The organism is Halorubrum gandharaense, assembly GCF_054654575.1.
Window position 1 is genome coordinate 215,610 of sequence record NZ_BAAIET010000001.1, and the last position, 17,222, is coordinate 232,831.

At 69.5% G+C, this 17,222-nt stretch carries 18 protein-coding genes; 12 read left to right on the forward strand and 6 right to left on the reverse strand.

Going from position 1 to position 17,222, the window contains the following annotated elements:
- Positions 1–3: 3 nt before the first annotated feature.
- A complete protein-coding gene (locus ACYQ07_RS01075) occupies positions 4–954 on the forward strand; it encodes a DUF368 domain-containing protein (protein ID WP_459876178.1) in 951 nt (316 codons plus the stop codon).
- Between the two features lie 66 nt (positions 955–1,020).
- Here the strand turns inward: ACYQ07_RS01075 and ACYQ07_RS01080 are convergent, their stop codons facing one another.
- Positions 1,021–1,176, reverse strand: coding sequence for a rubrerythrin-like domain-containing protein (locus ACYQ07_RS01080; RefSeq protein ID WP_459876181.1), 156 nt, complete (start codon positions 1,174–1,176; stop codon positions 1,021–1,023).
- 447 nt (positions 1,177–1,623) lie between these two features.
- Here ACYQ07_RS01080 and ACYQ07_RS01085 point away from each other — a divergent pair, with 447 nt between their 5' ends.
- Genes ACYQ07_RS01085 through ACYQ07_RS01095 form a run of 3 tightly spaced genes read left to right on the forward strand, consistent with a single transcriptional unit; the run spans position 1,624 to position 2,591 of the window.
- Positions 1,624–1,791 carry an HEWD family protein gene (locus tag ACYQ07_RS01085; RefSeq protein ID WP_459876184.1) on the forward strand — a complete coding sequence of 56 codons (168 nt, stop codon included), beginning with the start codon at positions 1,624–1,626 and terminating at the stop codon, positions 1,789–1,791.
- Between the two features lie 25 nt (positions 1,792–1,816).
- On the forward strand, positions 1,817–2,122 hold the full coding sequence (gene cutA / locus ACYQ07_RS01090) for a divalent-cation tolerance protein CutA (protein ID WP_459876186.1): 306 nt from the start codon (positions 1,817–1,819) through the stop codon (positions 2,120–2,122).
- A gap of 43 nt (positions 2,123–2,165) precedes the next feature.
- Positions 2,166–2,591: a hypothetical protein gene (locus ACYQ07_RS01095; protein WP_459876189.1), complete on the forward strand. Its 426-nt coding sequence runs from the start codon at positions 2,166–2,168 to the stop codon at positions 2,589–2,591.
- A 46-nt stretch (positions 2,592–2,637) separates the two neighbouring features.
- On the opposite strand, the gene ACYQ07_RS01100 is transcribed toward ACYQ07_RS01095, so the two are convergent.
- The 3 genes from ACYQ07_RS01100 to ACYQ07_RS01110 all read right to left on the reverse strand — a co-directional run bounded on the left by ACYQ07_RS01100 (position 2,638) and on the right by ACYQ07_RS01110 (position 4,878).
- Entirely contained in the window at positions 2,638–3,330 is a 693-nt protein-coding gene (locus ACYQ07_RS01100; protein WP_459876191.1) for a phosphoglycolate phosphatase, read from the reverse strand.
- A gap of 80 nt (positions 3,331–3,410) precedes the next feature.
- Positions 3,411–4,577 (reverse strand): Cdc6/Cdc18 family protein, encoded by a 1,167-nt coding sequence (locus ACYQ07_RS01105; RefSeq protein ID WP_459876194.1) that lies wholly within the window; start codon positions 4,575–4,577, stop codon positions 3,411–3,413.
- 97 nt (positions 4,578–4,674) lie between these two features.
- Positions 4,675–4,878, reverse strand: a complete 204-nt coding sequence (locus ACYQ07_RS01110) for a hypothetical protein (RefSeq protein WP_459876197.1) — start codon at positions 4,876–4,878, stop codon at positions 4,675–4,677.
- Between the two features lie 100 nt (positions 4,879–4,978).
- Here ACYQ07_RS01110 and ACYQ07_RS01115 point away from each other — a divergent pair, with 100 nt between their 5' ends.
- The gene (locus ACYQ07_RS01115; protein WP_459876200.1) at positions 4,979–5,413 is read left to right on the forward strand and encodes a hypothetical protein; all 435 of its coding nucleotides are present in this window, start codon (positions 4,979–4,981) and stop codon (positions 5,411–5,413) included.
- A 92-nt stretch (positions 5,414–5,505) separates the two neighbouring features.
- Here the strand turns inward: ACYQ07_RS01115 and ACYQ07_RS01120 are convergent, their stop codons facing one another.
- Positions 5,506–6,666 (reverse strand): DUF7973 family transport facilitator, encoded by a 1,161-nt coding sequence (locus ACYQ07_RS01120; protein WP_459876203.1) that lies wholly within the window; start codon positions 6,664–6,666, stop codon positions 5,506–5,508.
- A 2-nt stretch (positions 6,667–6,668) separates the two neighbouring features.
- Positions 6,669–8,207: a glycerol kinase GlpK gene (gene glpK / locus ACYQ07_RS01125; RefSeq protein ID WP_459876205.1), complete on the reverse strand. Its 1,539-nt coding sequence runs from the start codon at positions 8,205–8,207 to the stop codon at positions 6,669–6,671.
- Positions 8,208–8,543: 336 nt separating this feature from the next.
- Between glpK and glpA the strand changes: the two genes are divergently transcribed.
- The 7 genes from glpA (at position 8,544) to ACYQ07_RS01160 (ending at position 16,934) form a co-directional block, all read left to right on the forward strand.
- Positions 8,544–10,289, forward strand: a complete 1,746-nt coding sequence (gene glpA / locus ACYQ07_RS01130; protein ID WP_459876207.1) for an anaerobic glycerol-3-phosphate dehydrogenase subunit GlpA — start codon at positions 8,544–8,546, stop codon at positions 10,287–10,289.
- Positions 10,280–11,689, forward strand: coding sequence for a glycerol-3-phosphate dehydrogenase subunit GlpB (gene glpB, locus ACYQ07_RS01135; RefSeq protein ID WP_459876209.1), 1,410 nt, complete (start codon positions 10,280–10,282; stop codon positions 11,687–11,689). Before glpA ends, glpB begins: the two co-directional genes overlap by 10 nt.
- Positions 11,686–13,206, forward strand: coding sequence for an anaerobic glycerol-3-phosphate dehydrogenase subunit C (locus ACYQ07_RS01140; protein WP_459876211.1), 1,521 nt, complete (start codon positions 11,686–11,688; stop codon positions 13,204–13,206). The genes glpB and ACYQ07_RS01140 overlap by 4 nt, the downstream gene beginning before the upstream one ends.
- 103 nt (positions 13,207–13,309) lie before the next feature.
- Entirely contained in the window at positions 13,310–14,272 is a 963-nt protein-coding gene (locus ACYQ07_RS01145) for a hypothetical protein (RefSeq protein ID WP_459876213.1), read from the forward strand.
- Between the two features lie 108 nt (positions 14,273–14,380).
- Positions 14,381–15,823: a CRTAC1 family protein gene (locus ACYQ07_RS01150; protein WP_459876216.1), complete on the forward strand. Its 1,443-nt coding sequence runs from the start codon at positions 14,381–14,383 to the stop codon at positions 15,821–15,823.
- Positions 15,824–15,908: 85 nt separating this feature from the next.
- Positions 15,909–16,103 carry a DUF7576 family protein gene (locus tag ACYQ07_RS01155; protein ID WP_459876219.1) on the forward strand — a complete coding sequence of 65 codons (195 nt, stop codon included), beginning with the start codon at positions 15,909–15,911 and terminating at the stop codon, positions 16,101–16,103.
- A 105-nt stretch (positions 16,104–16,208) separates the two neighbouring features.
- Complete coding sequence (locus ACYQ07_RS01160) at positions 16,209–16,934, forward strand: ribosome assembly factor SBDS (RefSeq protein ID WP_459876221.1); 726 nt, start codon at positions 16,209–16,211, stop codon at positions 16,932–16,934.
- Positions 16,935–17,222 lie beyond the last annotated feature (288 nt).

Below are 17,222 nucleotides of genomic sequence, written 5' to 3' on the forward strand. Positions count from 1 at the left end.
GCGATGGTCGACGTCCGGACGTGGCTCGCGGTGTATCTGAAGGGGCTGGCGATGGGCTGTGCGGACGCCGTCCCCGGCGTCTCGGGCGGCACCATCGCGCTGATCGTCGGCATCTACGAGCGGCTGATCGCCGCGCTCACCGCCATCGACCCGGACCGGATCCGGCGGACGGTCGCCGGCGTTCGCCCGGCCAACCTCCCGGACGCCCGCGCTGCGCTGCTGGAGATGGACGCCCCCTTCCTGCTCGCGCTCGGCGCGGGCATCGCCACGGCGGTCGTCGCCGTGTTGCGCGCCGTCGACCACCTGCTGACGACCGTGCCGGTGGCGACGTTCGGCTTCTTCTTCGGGCTGATCGCGGCCTCCGCGGTCGTGTTGTACGTCGTCGTCGACCTCTCTACCCGCGGCCGGAAGGCCGCGGCGGTCGCCGGCTTTCTGGCGGCGTTTCTCACCTCGGGATACGCCTCGACGGCGCTCGGCAACGAGCTGCCCGTCGTCTTCGTCGCGGGCGCCGTCGCGGTGAGCGCGATGATCCTCCCCGGGATCTCGGGCTCGCTGCTGCTCATCATCCTCGGACAGTACGACTTCATGTCGGCCGCGCTTTCGACGTTCGTCGATTCGCTCGGCACAGCCCTCCTCTCGGGCGGGGCGGAGACGGGTGCCGTCTGGGAGGCGGCGCCGCCGGTCGTCGTCTTCATCGCCGGCGCGTTCGTCGGACTGTTCACGGTCGCGCACGCGGTCCGGCGCGCGCTCGAAGCCTACCGGATGGCGACGCTGGCGTTCCTCGTGAGTCTCATCGTCGGCGCGCTGCGGGCGCCCGTCGTCGAGGTGTCGCTGGCGCTCTCCGAACGCGGCGAGACGTGGGGGTCGGCGTTCCCGCGCTTCGCGGCCGCGGCGCTCGTCGGCGCGCTCGCCGTCGTCGTGCTCGACCGGTACGCGGGCACCATCGACTACTGAGCGTCAAGACGCGCCGGACGGACGGAAGAACGCGGAACGAGGTTACCAGGAAGGGCCGCCGGAGGCTCACTCGCGCGCGACGGCGATGTTGCGAACCTCGCCGGCGCACTCCGGGCAGTCCGCGAGCCGCTCGACGCCGCTCTCGCGATGGCCGCAGTCAAGACACTCGAAGTAGCCGTTCGACGGACTGTACGGGTCGATCTCGTTGTGGGTCGGGGTCATGCTAACTACTCCCACACGCGAAGGGAAAAACGCTTCCCTGAATATATTATTGTCATATGAATGCCCTTATATTGGACTTCGGCAGTTTTCCTCCGGATCGCTCGGTGATTGGGCAACATCGTCCGGCGAGGGGCGCCCACACGCCACTCGAACGATGACGGTCACCGGGAGACTGCCGTTCCGCATGGACGCGAACTTCCGGATTCGCCGTGCACGGCGACCCCCTCGATGCGGACGCCATCGACGCGACGAGCGACGAGTGGTACGACACTGACGGACTCCGGGCGTCGATGGGCGCGGCCCGACACGCGATGGCGGTCGCCGAGCACCGGGCACCGGACGGAGGACGGCAAACGACCGAACACCGTCGGGAACGGATCGGGTCCCAACGACGCGAACGCCGCCTCCGCCGTCACCCTTTTTTAGGCGCGTCGCCCTCTGTGGGATATGAGCATCACGATCACCCCGCCGACCGAGCGCACCTGCGAACGCTGTGGCCGCGCGGAGCAGTGGGACGACGACGCCGAGGCGTGGCGGGTCGCCGACGACGCCGGCGACGTCTACTGCATCCACGAGTGGGACGTCAACGGCACGTTCGTCCCCTTCGAGGAGTAGTCCGACTGTCCCCAGCGATCCCCCAATGCCAACCGCCCTTATCACCGCACCGCCGGACGCCGCCAGTGAGCTCGCCGAGTTGCTCGTCGAGCGCCGGCTGGCCGCCTGTGTCAACACCCTCGAATGCGACTCCGTCTACCGCTGGGAGGGCGAGGTCGTGAGCGACGACGAGCGGATCCTCCTCGCGAAGACGACTGCCGACGCCTACGCCGACCTCGTCGCCGCCGTCGAGGACACTCACCCCTACGACGTGCCCTGCATCGAGCGCTTCGACGAGACCGACATTCTCCCGGCGTTCGCGGAGTGGCGCGCCGAGAACGTCGACGCCTGACCGTCGGCCACTCCTTTAACTTGCCTCGGCGACAGGTCCGATCATGTCGCGTGAGGGGCCCGGCTATCTCGTCAATCTCGCCACGATCTCTCTGGCGCTGATGGCCGGACTAGTCGTTGTGGGTGTGTTCTACGAGGCGGTGCTACCGACCGTCGGCGCCGCCGTCGCCGGCGGTCTCGGCTTCGTCGCCGGCACCCTCGCCGCGTTTGGCGTGCTCCTCGGCTACTACGCCCTCTTTCTCGCGGACTGGGCGCCGCTCGGGTCGCCAGCCCGGCTGGCGTTCGTGACGGTGACGGTCAGGCTCCTGATCGTCGGCTTCATCGCGGCCGCCCTGCTGTCGCCGCCGGACCCGACGACACAGCTTCGCTGGATCGGGATCTGGGCCGTCATCTCCCTCCTCGGTGCATACGTGTACGTCTACCTGGTCCGCGGCGGTGATCCTCCCGAATCCGAATCGGCAGCCGAGTAGCAGCCACCTACTTCGGATCGACCCAGCCAACGGGGGGTCCCGATGTTCAGACAGTGTTCGCGGGGTCCTCCCCCGCAAGCAGCGCGTCGAGCACCGACGCAGTTCCGTCCATGTACTCCCGTTCGAGCACGTGGTCGGCGGCTTCCTTCGCCGCCGCATCCGCATTCGACACCGCGTACGACTCGCCGGCGGTCTCGAAGGTGGAGACGTCGTTCTCGCTGTCGCCGATGGCGACGAACGCGTCCGGCTCGACGCGGAGCTCCTCGGCGACGATCTCCAGCCCGGCGCCTTTGTTGACACCCGGCGACTTGAGGTGGAAGGCGTAGCCGGTGTCGACGACCTCGACGCCGGCGGCCTCGGCGATCTCCCGAAGCAGCGCCTCGTCGGCGTCCATCGACACCGCCACCTCCGTCTCGCGCCACCGGTTCACCGTGCTGCGCGTTCCCCAGCCGAGGTCGCCGCCCCTCTCGACGAACGTCTCGGCGACCGCCCAGCAGGCGTCGGGGTCGCCCGCCAGCGTCGTGTCGCCGTCGGCGTACACCACGCCGCCGTTCTCGGCGATCACGACCTCGGGAAGCCCCAGAAAGTGGGCGAGCGCGACGGGGTAGGGGAACGCCTTCCCGGTTGCCAGCACGACCGGCGCGTCCCAGTTCGGCAGCAGCTCGAACACGCGACTGTCGATCCGGTGGTCGGGCGTCGTCAGCGTCCCGTCGATGTCGAGGACCAGCGGCGGCACCATATCGGGGCCAAGTCGGGCCGGGGCAAATTGTCTTCCGCTCGACCGGAGGAGGACTCGCAGGGGTCTCCCTGATCCCCTGTTCAACGGTCACGCTCGAACAACTCGCGGAACGCCAGCGTGGGGAACCGGGGAACGAGCCGGCTCGGCGGCCGCCCCTTTCCGTCGGTCTTCTCGACGGTCACGCGGTCGAGCAGCCCCTGATCGGCCAGCTCGTACAGCACCCGTCGCACGGTTGACGCCGAGAGATCCACCCGATGGTCGGCGGCGATCGCCTCCGTCGCGGCTTTCACCGACGCGCGGTCCTCCTCGGACAGCGACACCAGCACGTACAGCAGCCGTCGGCGACTCTCCGGCAGCGCGAGCACGCGACCCAGCGGCACGCAGGGCTTCGGCACGGCGTCGATGCCGGCGTCGAGGTCGTCGGGACGCACGGTCGCGGAGCCGTCGCGCTCGGCACACACCGCCGCGCCGAACGTCGCCGCGAGCGCGTCGTGAGCGTCCCCGTCGGCCCACTCGGCGATCTCGCGAACCTGGTCGTGCGTGAGCGCTTCGCGGGCGAGCCCGTTGGAGGCCCGGGCGGCGACCAGCTCCACCAGCGCATGCCGCCGATAGCGCTCGAACGACACCGTTCGCTCCGGGTCCCACGCCAGCTCCTCGGGCGGGTCCCGACCGAGACACACCGGGACGATCCGGTCGCTCGCGTCGGCCAGCCACTCGACGACGGTCGCCGCGTCCGGCGTCGACGGTTCGCCCACGTGGTCGACGGCGACCACCGCGTCGCCGGCATCACGAACCGCGTCGGCGAGCGACGTTTGGAGCTCGTCGGTGCCCACGCCGTGGTCCGGCACCGGCCCCTCACGGAGTCCCGCCAGCGCGTCGTGATACACGCGGAATCGCGTGGGAGCGGTCCGTGCGTCGACGTGGACGAACGCGGGAAGGGTCGGATCCGCCGCCCGTGTCGTCGTCCGGATCGCCTGCCGCCGGTGGCCGCCGTGCTCCGCAAGCTGGTCGAACAGCGCGGAGACGACGGCGCTTTTCCCGCCACCCTTGGGGCCGTGAATGTAGCACGTCGGCGGGAGCGACCCCGCGAACGCCGGATCGAGCGCGTCCAGTAGGCGCTCGACGTGGGGACCGCGTCCCGTCGGCTCGGGCGGATGAACGACCGGGGAGACGGCGTCGAGGTCGGTGACGACGCTGCTGTCGCCGCCGAACCCGAGGCGTCTCTCGATGCGGTCGTCGATGTTCACGCTCCCGCCTCCGTGGTACGGGGATAAAGGTGCCACGGAGCCTGTTCCGCGACAGTTCTCCCGAACATCGTTGTGTGTGCCCCTCTCGTTGCCGATCCTACCAGTGGTCCGGCTTCACGCGATCGATGATCAGTGTGGTGATACTGAAGACGATACCGCTGATGAGGCCGGCGACGGCGCCGACGGCGACCCGGACCCCGAGCGGTCCTGCGGTCGTCACCGCCGCCAGCACCCCCACGATCACGACGACGACCAACAGATTCCGCACATCGCGACGCTCCAGCCCGAGTTGCTCTCTCATGTCCCATCCAGGAGTTCGTCCCGTTTAAAGACCCCCCGCTGCCACCGCCGGCGCTCAGTCCATGGAAACCTATACCACGCTCGAACCGCCACGCTTCCGTATGTCCGCCGACTCCCCGGGTGAGTCTCCGGGATCGACATCGCGTGAATCGTCGACCGTGGCGCTTTCGCGCGTCGACAATCGGAGCAAAGCAGTCGCGGTGGTCGCGACGCTGCTGGCGTTCGGCGCCGGCCACGTCGCAGTCGGCGAGGTGCAGTTCGTCTCCATCGCCGCGGTCGCCGTCGGGATCGGCGCCCGATTCGGCTCGCTGTGGCTCGGGGTCCGACTCGTCGAGGCTGCCGACCCGACCGCGCTGCGGACGCACGACACCGCCGGCGGCTATCACCACGGGGCGGCCGGGGTCGGGCTGTTCGCCACTGGCGTCGTCGCGCTCGTCGCACGATGGCTGTCCGCGGAGCCGGCGACCGCTGGGAGCGTCGCCGCCGTCACCGCGGTTGTCGGCTACCTCGTCGTCTCGCGGCTGCTCCCGGCCTGAACGTGAGTCGCCGTCGCAGCCTGTTGCGTGCGTCATGTATGGAAAAATCGGTGAGTGTGTTTGCTAAAAAACGAAATCGGTGGGTCGGGCGTCTACAGCCCCGTTCCGGGGATCCAGACGGCCCACTCCAGGAGTCCGGCGACGACCAGCAGCCCGAGCGCGAGCGACCAGACGATGATGGCCGCGGCGGGCGGGTCCCAGTGGGTGTCACCGTGCGCGTAGAACACGCGCTGGCTCGCCTCGCCGACGAGCGCGGCGAACACGCCGAAGACGGCGCCGAACAGCAGCGCGCCGCCGGCGCCGAACACCAGCGGTGCGGAGGGGTCGACGCCGGTTAGCTCCACGATGCCACCCTCCCACACCGCAAGGAACGCAGTTGCGCCGCCCAGCGTCATGTGGTGAGTAACCGGGATCTTCTCGACGCCGAGGTTGAGGAAGATCAGCGACGCTGCGCTGAATCCGAACCCGGCGAACACGGCGATGTTCCCGTGGCCAGCCGCGACCATGTTGTGGGTGATGACGGCGGCGGCGAGCCCGGCGAAGAAGCCGATCGCGGCGACGTGTGTCCACTTGTACATGTTCGGAAGCCACGGCTCGACGGCGAGGCGGTCGGAACCGTCCATGTCGCCGTCGCCGACGACCGACGTTCCCTCCCCGCGGTGCTCGCCGCGCTCGAACGGCCCCATGTCGAAGTAGCCGTTCGCCTTCTCGCTGACATCACCGACGATGCTGTAGCCGAAGACGGCACGCACAACGAACGCGCTGACGATGATGGACACCGGAATGGGGTCCACCGGGAGCGCGAGCTGGCGGGAGATCTGCTCGATGAGGACGCCGAAGAGACCGAACGCCGCACCCACCGCGAGGATGTCCGGCTTGCTCCCGAGCGCGGTGCTGATGTCCTTGGCGTTATGGTAGTCGAAGCCCGACTCCATATACCCCTTCTTGGAGGCGTAGCCGGCTGCGGCGGCACCCCCCGCAAAGGAGATGTGTGGCCCGAAGACGGGACCGAACCCGACGTCGACGCCGAATCCGCCGCCTCCCAGCGACCCCGCCAACACGAGAAAGCCCGTGAAGACGAACGCGGGCAGCGCACCGAGTGCGGCGCCGAACGCGCCGCCCGCGATCGCGCCGAGCAGGATCGCGGGGTCGGTGAGGCTCTCGATCACGTCGGTCGGATCGCCGGGATTGTAGCCGGACTGTGCCAACAGGTCGCCGGCGACGGCAGCCTCCGCGAGGAGTTCCAGCGCCATCTTCACTCACCGCCGTCGTCACGAGCCCAGTCTTTCGCGCGCTCGACCGCCTCGCCCCAGCGGCCGTAGCGCTCGTCGATGTCGTCGCGCTCGTCGGAGGGCTCGAACTCGCGGTCGATCTGCCAGTTGTCGCGCAGCTCGTCGAGCGTCTCCCAGTAGCCGACCGCGAGGCCGGCGGCGTACGCCGAGCCGAGCGCGGTCGTCTCGTCGACCTCCGGGCGGACGATCTCCGTGTCCATGATGTCGGCCTGCAGCTGACAGAGGAAGTTGTTCTTCACCGCCCCGCCGTCCACGCGGAGACTGTTGAGGTCGATGTCGGCGTCCTGCACCATCGCCTCGGCCACGTCGCGGGTCTGGAAGGCGATCGACTCCAGCGTCGCCCGCACGATGTGGGACTTCTCCGTCCCGCGGGTCATCCCGACGATGGTGGCGCGGGCGCGCTGGTCCCAGTGGGGGGCGCCAAGTCCCGTGAACGCCGGGACGAAGTAGACGCCGTCGGTGGAGTCCACCTGCCGAGCCAGCTCCTCGGTCTGGGCGGCGTCCTCGATGAGGTCGATGTCCTCCAGCCACTCGATGGCGGCGCCGGTGACGAAGATGGAGCCCTCCAGCGCGTACTGGATCGGCTCGCCCGAGCGCTGGAACCCGATGGTGGTGAGCAGGCCGTGGTCGGACGCGACGGCCTCCTCGCCGGTGTTCATCAGGAAGAAGCTCCCCGTGCCGTAGGTGTTTTTCGCGTCGCCGGCGTCGAAGCAGGTCTGGCCGAACAGCGCGGCCTGCTGGTCGCCGAGCGCGCCGGCGACGGGCACCTCGGCGCCGAGGAAGCCCTCGGCGTCCGTGCTACCGTACGTCTCCTCGTCGGAGGAGGGTCGGACCTCGGGCAGCATTTCCTCGGGGACGTCGAACTCCTCGAGGAGCTCGTCGTCCCACTCGGCGTCCCGGATGTTGTACAGCATCGTCCGGGAGGCGTTCGTCACGTCCGTGATGTGGTTGCCCGTGAGCTTCCAGATGAGCCACGTGTCGATGGTGCCGAAGAGGATCTCGCCCTCGGCGGCGCGCTCCTCGATGTCCGCGGGCCGGGAGCGCTGGAGCTTGATCGGATCGGAGTTCTCCAGCAGCCACTCGGCTTTCGTCGCGGAGAAGTAGGCGTCGACCTCCAGGCCGGTTTTCTCGCGGATCGGCTCCTCCCAGCCGTCCTCCTGCAGATCCTCGACGCGGTCCGTGGTTCGGCGGTCCTGCCAGACGATGGCGTTGTGGACCGGCCGGCCGGTCTCGGCGTCCCAGAGCACGGTCGTCTCGCGCTGGTTCGTGACGCCGAGCGCGGCGAGCTCGTCCGGGCTGATGTCGGCCCGCGAGAGCGCCTTCTGGATCACGTCTTTCGTGTTCACCCAGATCTCGGTCGCGTCGTGTTCGACCCAGCCGGGCTCCGGATACACCTGTTCGTGTTTCTCGTAGGCGTTCGCAACCACCTGGCCGCTGTGGTCGAACACCATAAAGCGCGTTCCTGTCGTCCCCTGGTCGATCGCTCCGACGTATTCTGTCATGTGTTGGATCCCTCCCGCGGTGGCAGCCGTCGTCGGGTCCGGACGCGGCGTCCGGCGAGCGCCGGCGCGACGCCGTCACGGGACCATGCAGAGCCTCGTCCGGCTCGGCGCCGAGCGCACCACGACGTATCTTCACGGGTACCTCCGCTTCGTTCGTGAAGATAGTGGACATTCATTTAAAACTATCTGTATAACTCACTTTTCTGAAACGATAGTGCGCCTCCTATCGCGGAATAAAGGGTGAGGCGCCTGCACCATACGATGATCGATTCAGATAGTTACTGTTGGTCTAGGATGAGAGGTAAAGTAAAGTGCCCGCGCTCCCAACCGCCATCCATGAACACGGAGGTGGACGTCGTCGTGGTCGGCGGGGGATCGACCGGATGCGGCGTCGTCAGGGATCTCGCGAGGCGAGGGCTCGACACGGTCCTCGTCGAGAAGGGGAACCTGACGCACGGAACGACGGGCCGGATGCACGGGTTGCTCCACTCGGGCGGCCGGTACGCGGTCTCCGACCAAAAGAGTGCGCGTGAGTGCATCGAGGAGAACCGCGTCGTCCGGGAGATCGCCGGCCACTGCGTCGAGGAGACCGGCGGGATGTTCGTGAAACGCCCGGAGGACTCCGAGGAGTACTTTCAGGAGAAGCTGGAGGGCTGTCGCGCCTGCGACATCCCAGTCGAGGTGATCGACGGCGAGGAGGCCCGCCGGCGCGAGCCCTACCTCGCACGCGACATCGACAAGGCGATCGTCCTCCCGGACGCCGCCGTCGACCCCTTCCGGCTCTGCGTGGCGAACGCCGCCGACGCCAAGGAGCACGGCGCCCGGATCGCCACCCACGCGGAGGTCGTCGACGTGCTGGTCGAGGACGACGAGATCGTCGGCGTCGAGATCGAACACGGCGACGGCCCGGGCAAGCAGGGATCGGACACGCAAACGGCCGGCGAGCGCGAGCGGATTCGCGCCCGGCACATCGTCAACGCGACCGGCGCGTGGGCGGGCCAACTCGGTGAGATGGCGGGCGTCGACGTGGCGGTTCGCCCCTCCAAGGGCGTGATGACGGTGATGAACGTCCGACAGGTCGACACCGTCATCAACCGCTGTCAGCCGAAGGGCGACGCCGACATCGTCGTCCCCCACGAGACGGCCTGCATCCTCGGCACGACCGACGAGGAGGTGTCCGACCCCGAGGACTACCCCGAGGAGGAGTGGGAGGTCGACCTGATGATCGAGGAGCTGTCGAAGCTCGTCCCCGCCCTCAAGGACGCCCGGACGCTCCGGTCGTTCTGGGGCGTCCGCCCCCTCTACGAGCCGCCGGGCACCGGCACGGAGGACCCCACCGACATCACCCGCGACTACTTTCTGCTCGACCACGACGACCGCGACGACCTCCCCGGCATGACGACCATCGTCGGCGGCAAGCTCACCACCTACCGGATGATGGCCGAGTCCATCGCCGACCACGTCTGCGAGAAGCTCGACCACGAGGCGGCGTGTGACACCGCCGAGAACCCGCTTCCCGGCTCGGACGATTTCTCCGTGCTGCGCGACTACATGGACGAGTTCGGCCTGCGGTCGCCCATCGGACGCCGCTCCGTCCAGCGGCTCGGCTCCCGCGCCGACGACGTGCTGGCGACGAACGAGCCGAACCCCGTCGTCTGCGAGTGCGAGGGCGTCACCCGCGCGGAGCTGCGCGACGGCATCGACGACGCCGGCGCCGACCTCAACGCGGTCCGGCTTCGCACCCGCGCGTCGATGGGGAACTGTCAGGGCGGCTTCTGCACCCACCGGATCGCGAGCGAGCTCGCTCGCGAGTACCCGGAGCCGGTCGCACGCGACGCCGAGCTGGAGCTCTACCAGGAGCGCTGGAAGGGCCAGCGCCACGCGCTGTGGGGCCGGCAGCTCTCACAGGCGATGCTCAACCACCTGCTCCACGGCACCACGATGAACCGCGACGGCGACCCCGCCGAGCTCGACGACGACGTTGACTTTTCCGCGTTCGACGCGGGGCCGCCGGCGGAGGACGCGGAGGGCGGTTCCACCCCCGACCGCGCCGCGACCGACGGAGGTGACTCGTGGCGATAGAAAGCGACGTGCTGGTGGCGGGTGGCGGCATGGCAGGCATCGCCGCCGCGGTCTCCGCGGCCCGAGAGGGGGCACACGTCCGGCTGGTCTCACACAAGGCGAGCACGCTTCGGCAGGCCTCCGGCCTCGTGGACGCGCTCGGCTACGTCCCGCCGACGGAGCCCGCAAAGCCCCTCCGCGAGGGACCGCCGACGGCCGGGAGAGGGGTGGACCCCGACGAGTGGCCCGACCCCGAAGGGCCTCTCGCGGACCCGTTCGACGCGATCGAGCGTCTTCCGGAGGACCACCCGTACCGCGTGCTGGGCCCCGACGCGCTCCGCGAGGGGCTGGCGCTGTTCGACGACCTCGTGGGCGACGCCTACCTCGGCAGCCACACCGACGCCAACGCCCTCGTGCCCACGTTCGGGGGGACGGTGAAGCCGACGGCCCGGTATCCCCGAGGGTCTTCGGCCGGGCTCGCCAGTGACGACCGACCGACCCTCGTCGTCGGGTTCCGGTCGCTGACGGAGTACGACGCCACGCAGGTCGCGAACCGCCTTCGCGACGCCGGCGTGCCGTTCGAGGTGGCGGGCGCCGAGGTCGAGTTCGCGGAGGCGTTTCGGTCGGACGCGAAGATCACCCGCTTTGCGCGGGCGCTGGACCGCGACGAGCCGATCGACGGCAAGCCGGCTCGCGAGGCGCTCGCGCGCGCCGTCGGGCCGCACCTCCACGATGCGACCGACGGCGAGGGTGGAATCTCTCGCGTCGAGCGCGTCGGCTTCCCGGCGTTCCTCGGGGACGACCACGCCGCGGAGGTCCGAGCGGACCTTTCCGACCGGCTCGGCGCCGAGGTGTTCGAGATCCCGATGGGACCGCCCAGCCTTCCGGGACTCCGGCTGGAGGATCTGCTGTACGAGGCGCTGGACACGGAGGGCGTCGACTTCGAGACGGGCGTGCCGGTCGTCGACGCGACGACGGACGAGAACGGTCGCGTGACCGATCTCCTCGTCGACCGCAAGGGGAGCCACGTGCCGTATGCAGCCGACACGGTCGTGCTCGCGACCGGCGGGCTCGTCGGGAAGGGGCTCGACTCCGACCGCGGGGGCGTGCGCGAGCCCGTCCTCGACCTGCACGTCCCGCAACCGGAGAGCCGGTACGACTGGTTCGTCGACGACGCGTTCGGTGACCAGCCGTACGCGCGCTTCGGCGTGCGGATCGACGAACAGGGACGGCCGACGGGGCCGAACGGCGACCCGGAACATCCGAACGTCTTCGCGGCCGGCAGCGTGGTCGGCGGCGCGGACGTGGCCCGCGAGAAGTCCGCCAGCGGCGTCTCGCTGGCAACCGGCCTCGTGGCCGGGCGGGAGGCGGCGCGCGCGGCGCAGGCAGGCGACGAGACAACCACGGAGGCGACCCGATGACACACCCGAACGACACCACCGACGGCGGCGAGGAGGCGAACGACCAATCGACGGCCCCGACTGAGGGCCGCGGCGAGCCCGGGGTGCCGACGCTCGGCCGCGACGAGCAGCCGGCGATCTTCGTGCCGGATGCGGAGGAGGAAGAGAGCGGAGTTGACACGGGCGGGACGACGGCGAAACCGGCGGAACCGGCGACCGCCGCCACCGACGGCGGGAGCGCGTCGGCCGCGCCGCCGGAGAACGACGCGCTCGACCCGGACGCCTACGACCCGGTCGACGTGTTCCCGGGCGGCGAGCTCGACCTCCGGGACGGCGCCGACTCCTGTTACAAGTGCACCTCCTGTGACACCAGCTGTCCGGTGGCGGAGGTGGACGACGAGTTCCCCGGGCCGAAGTTCCAGGGGCCCGAGCAGTGGCGGCTCAAGCGGAAGGACGACACCGAGATCGACGAGTCGATCACGTCCTGCTCGAACTGCATGCGCTGTGACGACGCCTGCCCCTCCTCCGTGCCGCTCTCGCAGATGCACAACGAGGCGCGCGGGCAGTTCGTCGAAGAGCAGATGGAGAAGCTCTCGCGGGAGTACATCCGCAACCGGATCCTCTCGAACTACCGCTTTTTCGCCGCCATCGCGAGCAAGGTGCCGCGGCTGGCGAACGCCGCGACCAAGGTTCCCGGCGCGATGTGGGCCGGCGAGAAGCTCCTCGGTGTGACGAGCGAACGGGAGTTCCCCGAGTTCGCCACCCAGACGTTCCGCGAGTGGTGGCGCGAGCGCGGCGGCGCGCAGGTGGAGAACCCGGACAAGCGCGTGGCCTACTTCCACGGCTGCTACTCCAACTACAACACGCCGGAGGTCGGCAAGGCGTTCGTCCGGGTGTTCGAGCACTTCGGCTACGAGGTGATGGTGCCGCCCCAGAAATGCTCGGGCACCCCGATGTTCGCCAACGGAATGTTGAAGGACGCCCGCCGGCACGCCGAGACGAACGTCGAGGAGCTCGTCGCCGCCATCGGTGAGGGTGCCGACGTGATCGCCTCCTGTACCTCCTGCTCGATGAGCCTCCGCCAGGAGTACCCCGAGCTGTTCGACATTCACGGCATCGAGGACGTAGCCGAGCACACCTTCGAGGCGATGGAGTACCTCCGGATCCACGAGGACCTGTCCGGGGCGCTCGCGGACGCCGAGCTCGACGAGGAGCGCGCGTTCGCCTACCACGCGCCGTGTCACGCACGGAATCAGGGGCTCGAACGCCAGGCCGTCGAGACGTTCCGCGACGTGGACGGCGTCAACGTCGAGGACGTGGGCGACTCCTGTTCGGGCATCTCGGGCACCTACGGCTGGAAGGCCGAGAAGTACGAGACCTCGATGGAGATCGGCGAGGAGATGTTCGACCACATGGAGCACGCCGAAGGCGAGGTCGGCATGACGGAGTGTCCCACCTGCGCGATGCAGATGGAACACGGCACCGGCTACGAGATCGAACACCCGCTGCAGCTGCTCGCGGACGCCCTCGACGCCTGAGGGCGGCGTTCGCACGCGCCGGCGGTCCGCCGCGACAACCCCCTTTCCACCGGCGAGACTCACCCCCGTGCGTTTATCAGTCTCTCGTGTGCATGACGAGACAGTGACGCTCGTACGGCTCATCGACGCGTTCGACTCCGCCGAACGCTCGATCGTGGTGGTCAACCGCACCGAACCGGACCCGATCCGGAACATGCTCGCCGAGACGTTCGGCGAGGGCGCGATCGACATCTCGGACCGCAAAACCGACGAGAGCTACGGGAACGCCGGCGACCGCGATGGCGCCGGCGACCACGACCGCAACTGGCAGGAGACGGTCGAGGCGTTGGTCGGCGACGGCGGGGCGGACCTCGACGTGGACGCGCTGGTGGAGGCGGCTATCGGTGACACCGCATCCGCCGCTCCCGGCACTGACGACGCCGACACGATCTCGAATCTCGTGTTGCTCGTCGAGGAGGGGAAAATCGTCGCGAGCTCGACACTCGACGAGTTCGTCGAGGCGATCCTCCTCGTTAACTCCGACCTCTACATCACCGGTGCACGCGAGCTGTCGGACCTCGATCTGCCGGACGTGCTCACCGGGCTCTCCGAGACGGTGTTCACGCTGCGCGGATATCCGGAGTCGAACCGGCAGAAACTCCTTCTCATCACGATCTCCCGGTTCATCGAGCGGGCCGCCTCCGAGGCCGGCGCTGGGACGCTCCGGTCGTCGTTCCAGCGACTCTCACGGCTTGAGGACGAGGTGGGCACTCGCGAGGTGTACGAGGAGGTCGTCGCGCGCGGCGTCGACACCCACGTGTACGGCGTTCCGGACGCGGTCCCCGAGGACCTCGGCGCGACGGTGCATGGGGGCCGAACCCGGAACTACACGGACACGTGGTTCGTCGTCTTTCGACCCGAGGGCGGCGCCGAGCGCGTCTCGGCCGACGACGACCTCCAACGAGCCATCGAGGGAGGTATCGCCCTGCTTGCGGTCGAGGTCGAGGACCGGCTCTGGAAGGGCGTCTGGACGTACGATCCGGCGTGGGTCGAGCGGATCGACGGGATCATTCGCGAGGAACTCTGAGGGCGCCACTCCGACGAGTCTCAGCCGTACTGCCGTGCCAACACGCAAAAGCCCCTCGTCCCGCGGCTGACCCGTGCGTTCATATTCGCTGAGCGGCGAGAGGAGGGCATGTTACGGGACGCCGCCGGCCTCCTCTCGAGCGCGCCGCCGATGCGCGGCTACGGGGTGAGCGTCACCCCCGGTCGGGAGGGCCCGCTCGTGTTCGTCGCGGGCTACGGCGAGCCCAACCGGCTGTACGCTCGGCGAAACGGGCGCTTCGTCGACACCGCGTGCGGGATCGTTGCCGACGGCGACCGCCACGGAATGGGTGTCTGTGCAGCCGACCTTGACGCCGACGGCTGTGAGGAGGTGTACGTCCACAACTGCGCGAGCTACGCCGGCCTCACGGGCGACACCGACCTGCTGCTCGACCGGCTGGAGTCGGAGCGCTACCGCTGGACGGACGCGTTCGCGCTGGCGGTGAACGCCGACCGGCTCAACTTCCGGGCGGGGCGGTCGGTGGCCGTGCTCGACCGCTTCGGGACGGGGCGGTACGGCGTCGCCGTCGCCAGCTACGGCGCACCGGTCGCCTACTACGAGGTGGGCGAGGACGGCGAGGTCACGGATATGGCCGAAAGCGTCGGACTCGACGTGAACGGCGGCTGCCGGTCGCTGCTTCCCGGTCCCATCGTCGGCGACGGGATGGACCTGTTCGTCGGCGTCGAGGATGGCCCCAACCGGCTGTTCCGCAACGAGCGTGGCCACTACGTTCCGGTCGACGCGGGGCCGGCGCTCGCCGACCCGACGGGCGACGCGCGCGGGGTCGCACTCGTCGACGAGGGGCGCGAGGGGTTCTCCATCGCGCTCGGCAACTGGGAGGGGGAGAGCCGGCTGCTCAGGCGGGGCGGCGACGCGTCGGCAAGCACGGCGGCGCCCACCTACCGCGACGTGGCCCCCGATTCGCTTGCGAGCGCCGGGAGCGTCCGGTCGGTGGTCGCCGCCGACCTCGACAACGACGGCCGCCAGGAGCTGTTCTGTAACGCGCTGGGCGAGCCGAACCGGCTGTTCGCGCGGGAGCCGGCGGCCGGTCCGGGCCCGCGGGCGCCGCAGGCGGATCCGGGAGCTACCACCCGCTGGCACCGTCTCGACGCCGGCGACGCCGCGGAGCCCGACGGGTTCGGAACCGGGGCGGTCGCCGCGGACCTCGACGGCGACGGCGCACTGGAGCTGTTGGTCGTCCACGGCGAGGTGGCCGCCCAGCCGATCACGGTGTACGAGGTGCCGGGTGCGGCCGCGAACGGGTGGCTTCGGGTGGCGCCGACCACCCGCTACGGGGCGCCGGCGCGGGGTGCCGTCGTCCGGCTGGAGACCGACCGCGGAAGCCAGCGACGACTGATCGACGCGGGAAGCGGCTACCTCTGTCAGACCGAGCCGGTGGCGCATTTCGGGCTCGGCGGCGCGGCGCCCGAGCGCGTGGTGGTCCGGTGGCCCGACGGGCGCGAGCACGTCGTCGAGGCGCCGGCGGCCGAGGCGGTCCACGAGGTGGCACATCCGGCGGCCGAGGACGGGTGAGGACGGGTAAGAGCGGCGGACAGCGCCACAGTCCAAACCTTGCCGGCCTTCGCGGTTTCAAGTGCGCGCGGACGGGAGTGGGGGTATGGTAGACCCGACCTCCGATCTCGGAGAGGACGTGGACGAGGAGTCCGCCCCGCGGTGTGCGGTCTGTGACCGCCCCGTGCTCGGCGCCGGCCAGCGCGTCGTGACGTGGGTGGCGGACGACGCCGTCGAGACGCGACGCTTCTGTGACGACGACTGCCGCGCGGAGTGGGACGACGAGCGCCCGTCGGCGTGAGGGCGCCGGCCTCGGGGCGGACGACCTCGGGACGGGGCGCGCGGCGCCCCCGCGACCCGCTCCGTCCCGGGAGGCTTTTTAAAGCCGCGGCTGGTAGCAGTACCCATGATATCACTCGACGAGGCGGTGACGGCCCGGCTCGAATCCCACGGCGAGCGATTCGAGGTGCTGATCGACCCGGACGCCGCACTCGAGATGAAGCGCGGAGAGTTCGACGGCGAGCTCGAGGACGTGATCGCGGCGGAGGACGTCTTCGAGAACGCCTCGCGCGGCGACCGCCCGGCCGAGGGGGATCTGGAAACCGTCTTCGGCACGACCGACCCGCTGGAGATCATCCCGCAGGTCGTCAAGAAGGGGGAGATCCAGATCACGGCCGAGCAGCGCGAGGAGATGCTCGAACAGAAGCACAAACAGCTCGTCAACACCATTGCGCGCAACGCCGTCAACCCGCAAATGGACAACTCCCCGCACCCGCCCGAGCGGATCGAGCGCGCGCTGGAGGAGGCCGGCTTCGACGTGGACCCGATGGAGCCCGTCGAGAACCAGATCGACGACGCCCTCGAAGCGCTCCGGCCCGTCATCCCGATCCGGTTCGAGGAAGTGACGATGGCGGTCCAGCTCCCGCCGGAGTACGCAGGCTCCGGCCAGGCGCAGATCCGCGAGTTCGGCGACCTCGAACGCGAGGAGTGGCAGAACGACGGCGGCTGGGTCGGCGTGATCACCTTCCCCGCCGGGCTCCAGAACGACCTCTACGACCTCGTCAACGAGCTCACCTCCGGCGAGGGCGAGGCGCGCGTCATCAAGGACAAAGACGAGCTGAGCACCCGGTAGGACGAGTTTTAAACGGGATTCGTTCGAGCGTTCGGTTTTTAAGTGGTTGCTGGGGTGTGAGCGCCGGCGAACGCCTCCAAAGCCCCAGCCTGCTCCGGTCGAGGGTTCCGGAAGACGGTCCGGCTCGCGCCCGTTGGGCGCTCGCGGGCTGCGACTTCCGTCGTCCCGCTCGCTGCTCACGGCTTCGCCGTTCGCTATCGAGGGCTCCCTGTGGTCGCCCTCGCAATGCTCGCGGGACGCTCGCTGTCGTCCGAAAATCGGAGATTTTCGTGATGACGAGAGAGCTGC

Excerpts from the sequence above, each read along its gene's own strand:
- ACYQ07_RS01075 (WP_459876178.1), top strand. The coding sequence starts at position 4 with ATGGTCGACGTCCGGACGTGGCTCGCGGTGTATCTGAAGGGGCTGGCG.
- ACYQ07_RS01080 (WP_459876181.1), bottom strand. The coding sequence starts at position 1,176 with ATGACCCCGACCCACAACGAGATCGACCCGTACAGTCCGTCGAACGGC.
- ACYQ07_RS01085 (WP_459876184.1), top strand. The coding sequence starts at position 1,624 with ATGAGCATCACGATCACCCCGCCGACCGAGCGCACCTGCGAACGCTGT.
- cutA (WP_459876186.1), top strand. The coding sequence starts at position 1,817 with ATGCCAACCGCCCTTATCACCGCACCGCCGGACGCCGCCAGTGAGCTC.
- ACYQ07_RS01095 (WP_459876189.1), top strand. The coding sequence starts at position 2,166 with ATGTCGCGTGAGGGGCCCGGCTATCTCGTCAATCTCGCCACGATCTCT.
- ACYQ07_RS01100 (WP_459876191.1), bottom strand. The coding sequence starts at position 3,330 with ATGGTGCCGCCGCTGGTCCTCGACATCGACGGGACGCTGACGACGCCC.
- ACYQ07_RS01110 (WP_459876197.1), bottom strand. The coding sequence starts at position 4,878 with ATGAGAGAGCAACTCGGGCTGGAGCGTCGCGATGTGCGGAATCTGTTG.
- ACYQ07_RS01115 (WP_459876200.1), top strand. The coding sequence starts at position 4,979 with ATGTCCGCCGACTCCCCGGGTGAGTCTCCGGGATCGACATCGCGTGAA.
- ACYQ07_RS01120 (WP_459876203.1), bottom strand. The coding sequence starts at position 6,666 with ATGGCGCTGGAACTCCTCGCGGAGGCTGCCGTCGCCGGCGACCTGTTG.
- glpK (WP_459876205.1), bottom strand. The coding sequence starts at position 8,207 with ATGACAGAATACGTCGGAGCGATCGACCAGGGGACGACAGGAACGCGC.
- glpA (WP_459876207.1), top strand. The coding sequence starts at position 8,544 with ATGAACACGGAGGTGGACGTCGTCGTGGTCGGCGGGGGATCGACCGGA.
- ACYQ07_RS01140 (WP_459876211.1), top strand. The coding sequence starts at position 11,686 with ATGACACACCCGAACGACACCACCGACGGCGGCGAGGAGGCGAACGAC.
- ACYQ07_RS01150 (WP_459876216.1), top strand. The coding sequence starts at position 14,381 with ATGTTACGGGACGCCGCCGGCCTCCTCTCGAGCGCGCCGCCGATGCGC.
- ACYQ07_RS01155 (WP_459876219.1), top strand. The coding sequence starts at position 15,909 with ATGGTAGACCCGACCTCCGATCTCGGAGAGGACGTGGACGAGGAGTCC.
- ACYQ07_RS01160 (WP_459876221.1), top strand. The coding sequence starts at position 16,209 with ATGATATCACTCGACGAGGCGGTGACGGCCCGGCTCGAATCCCACGGC.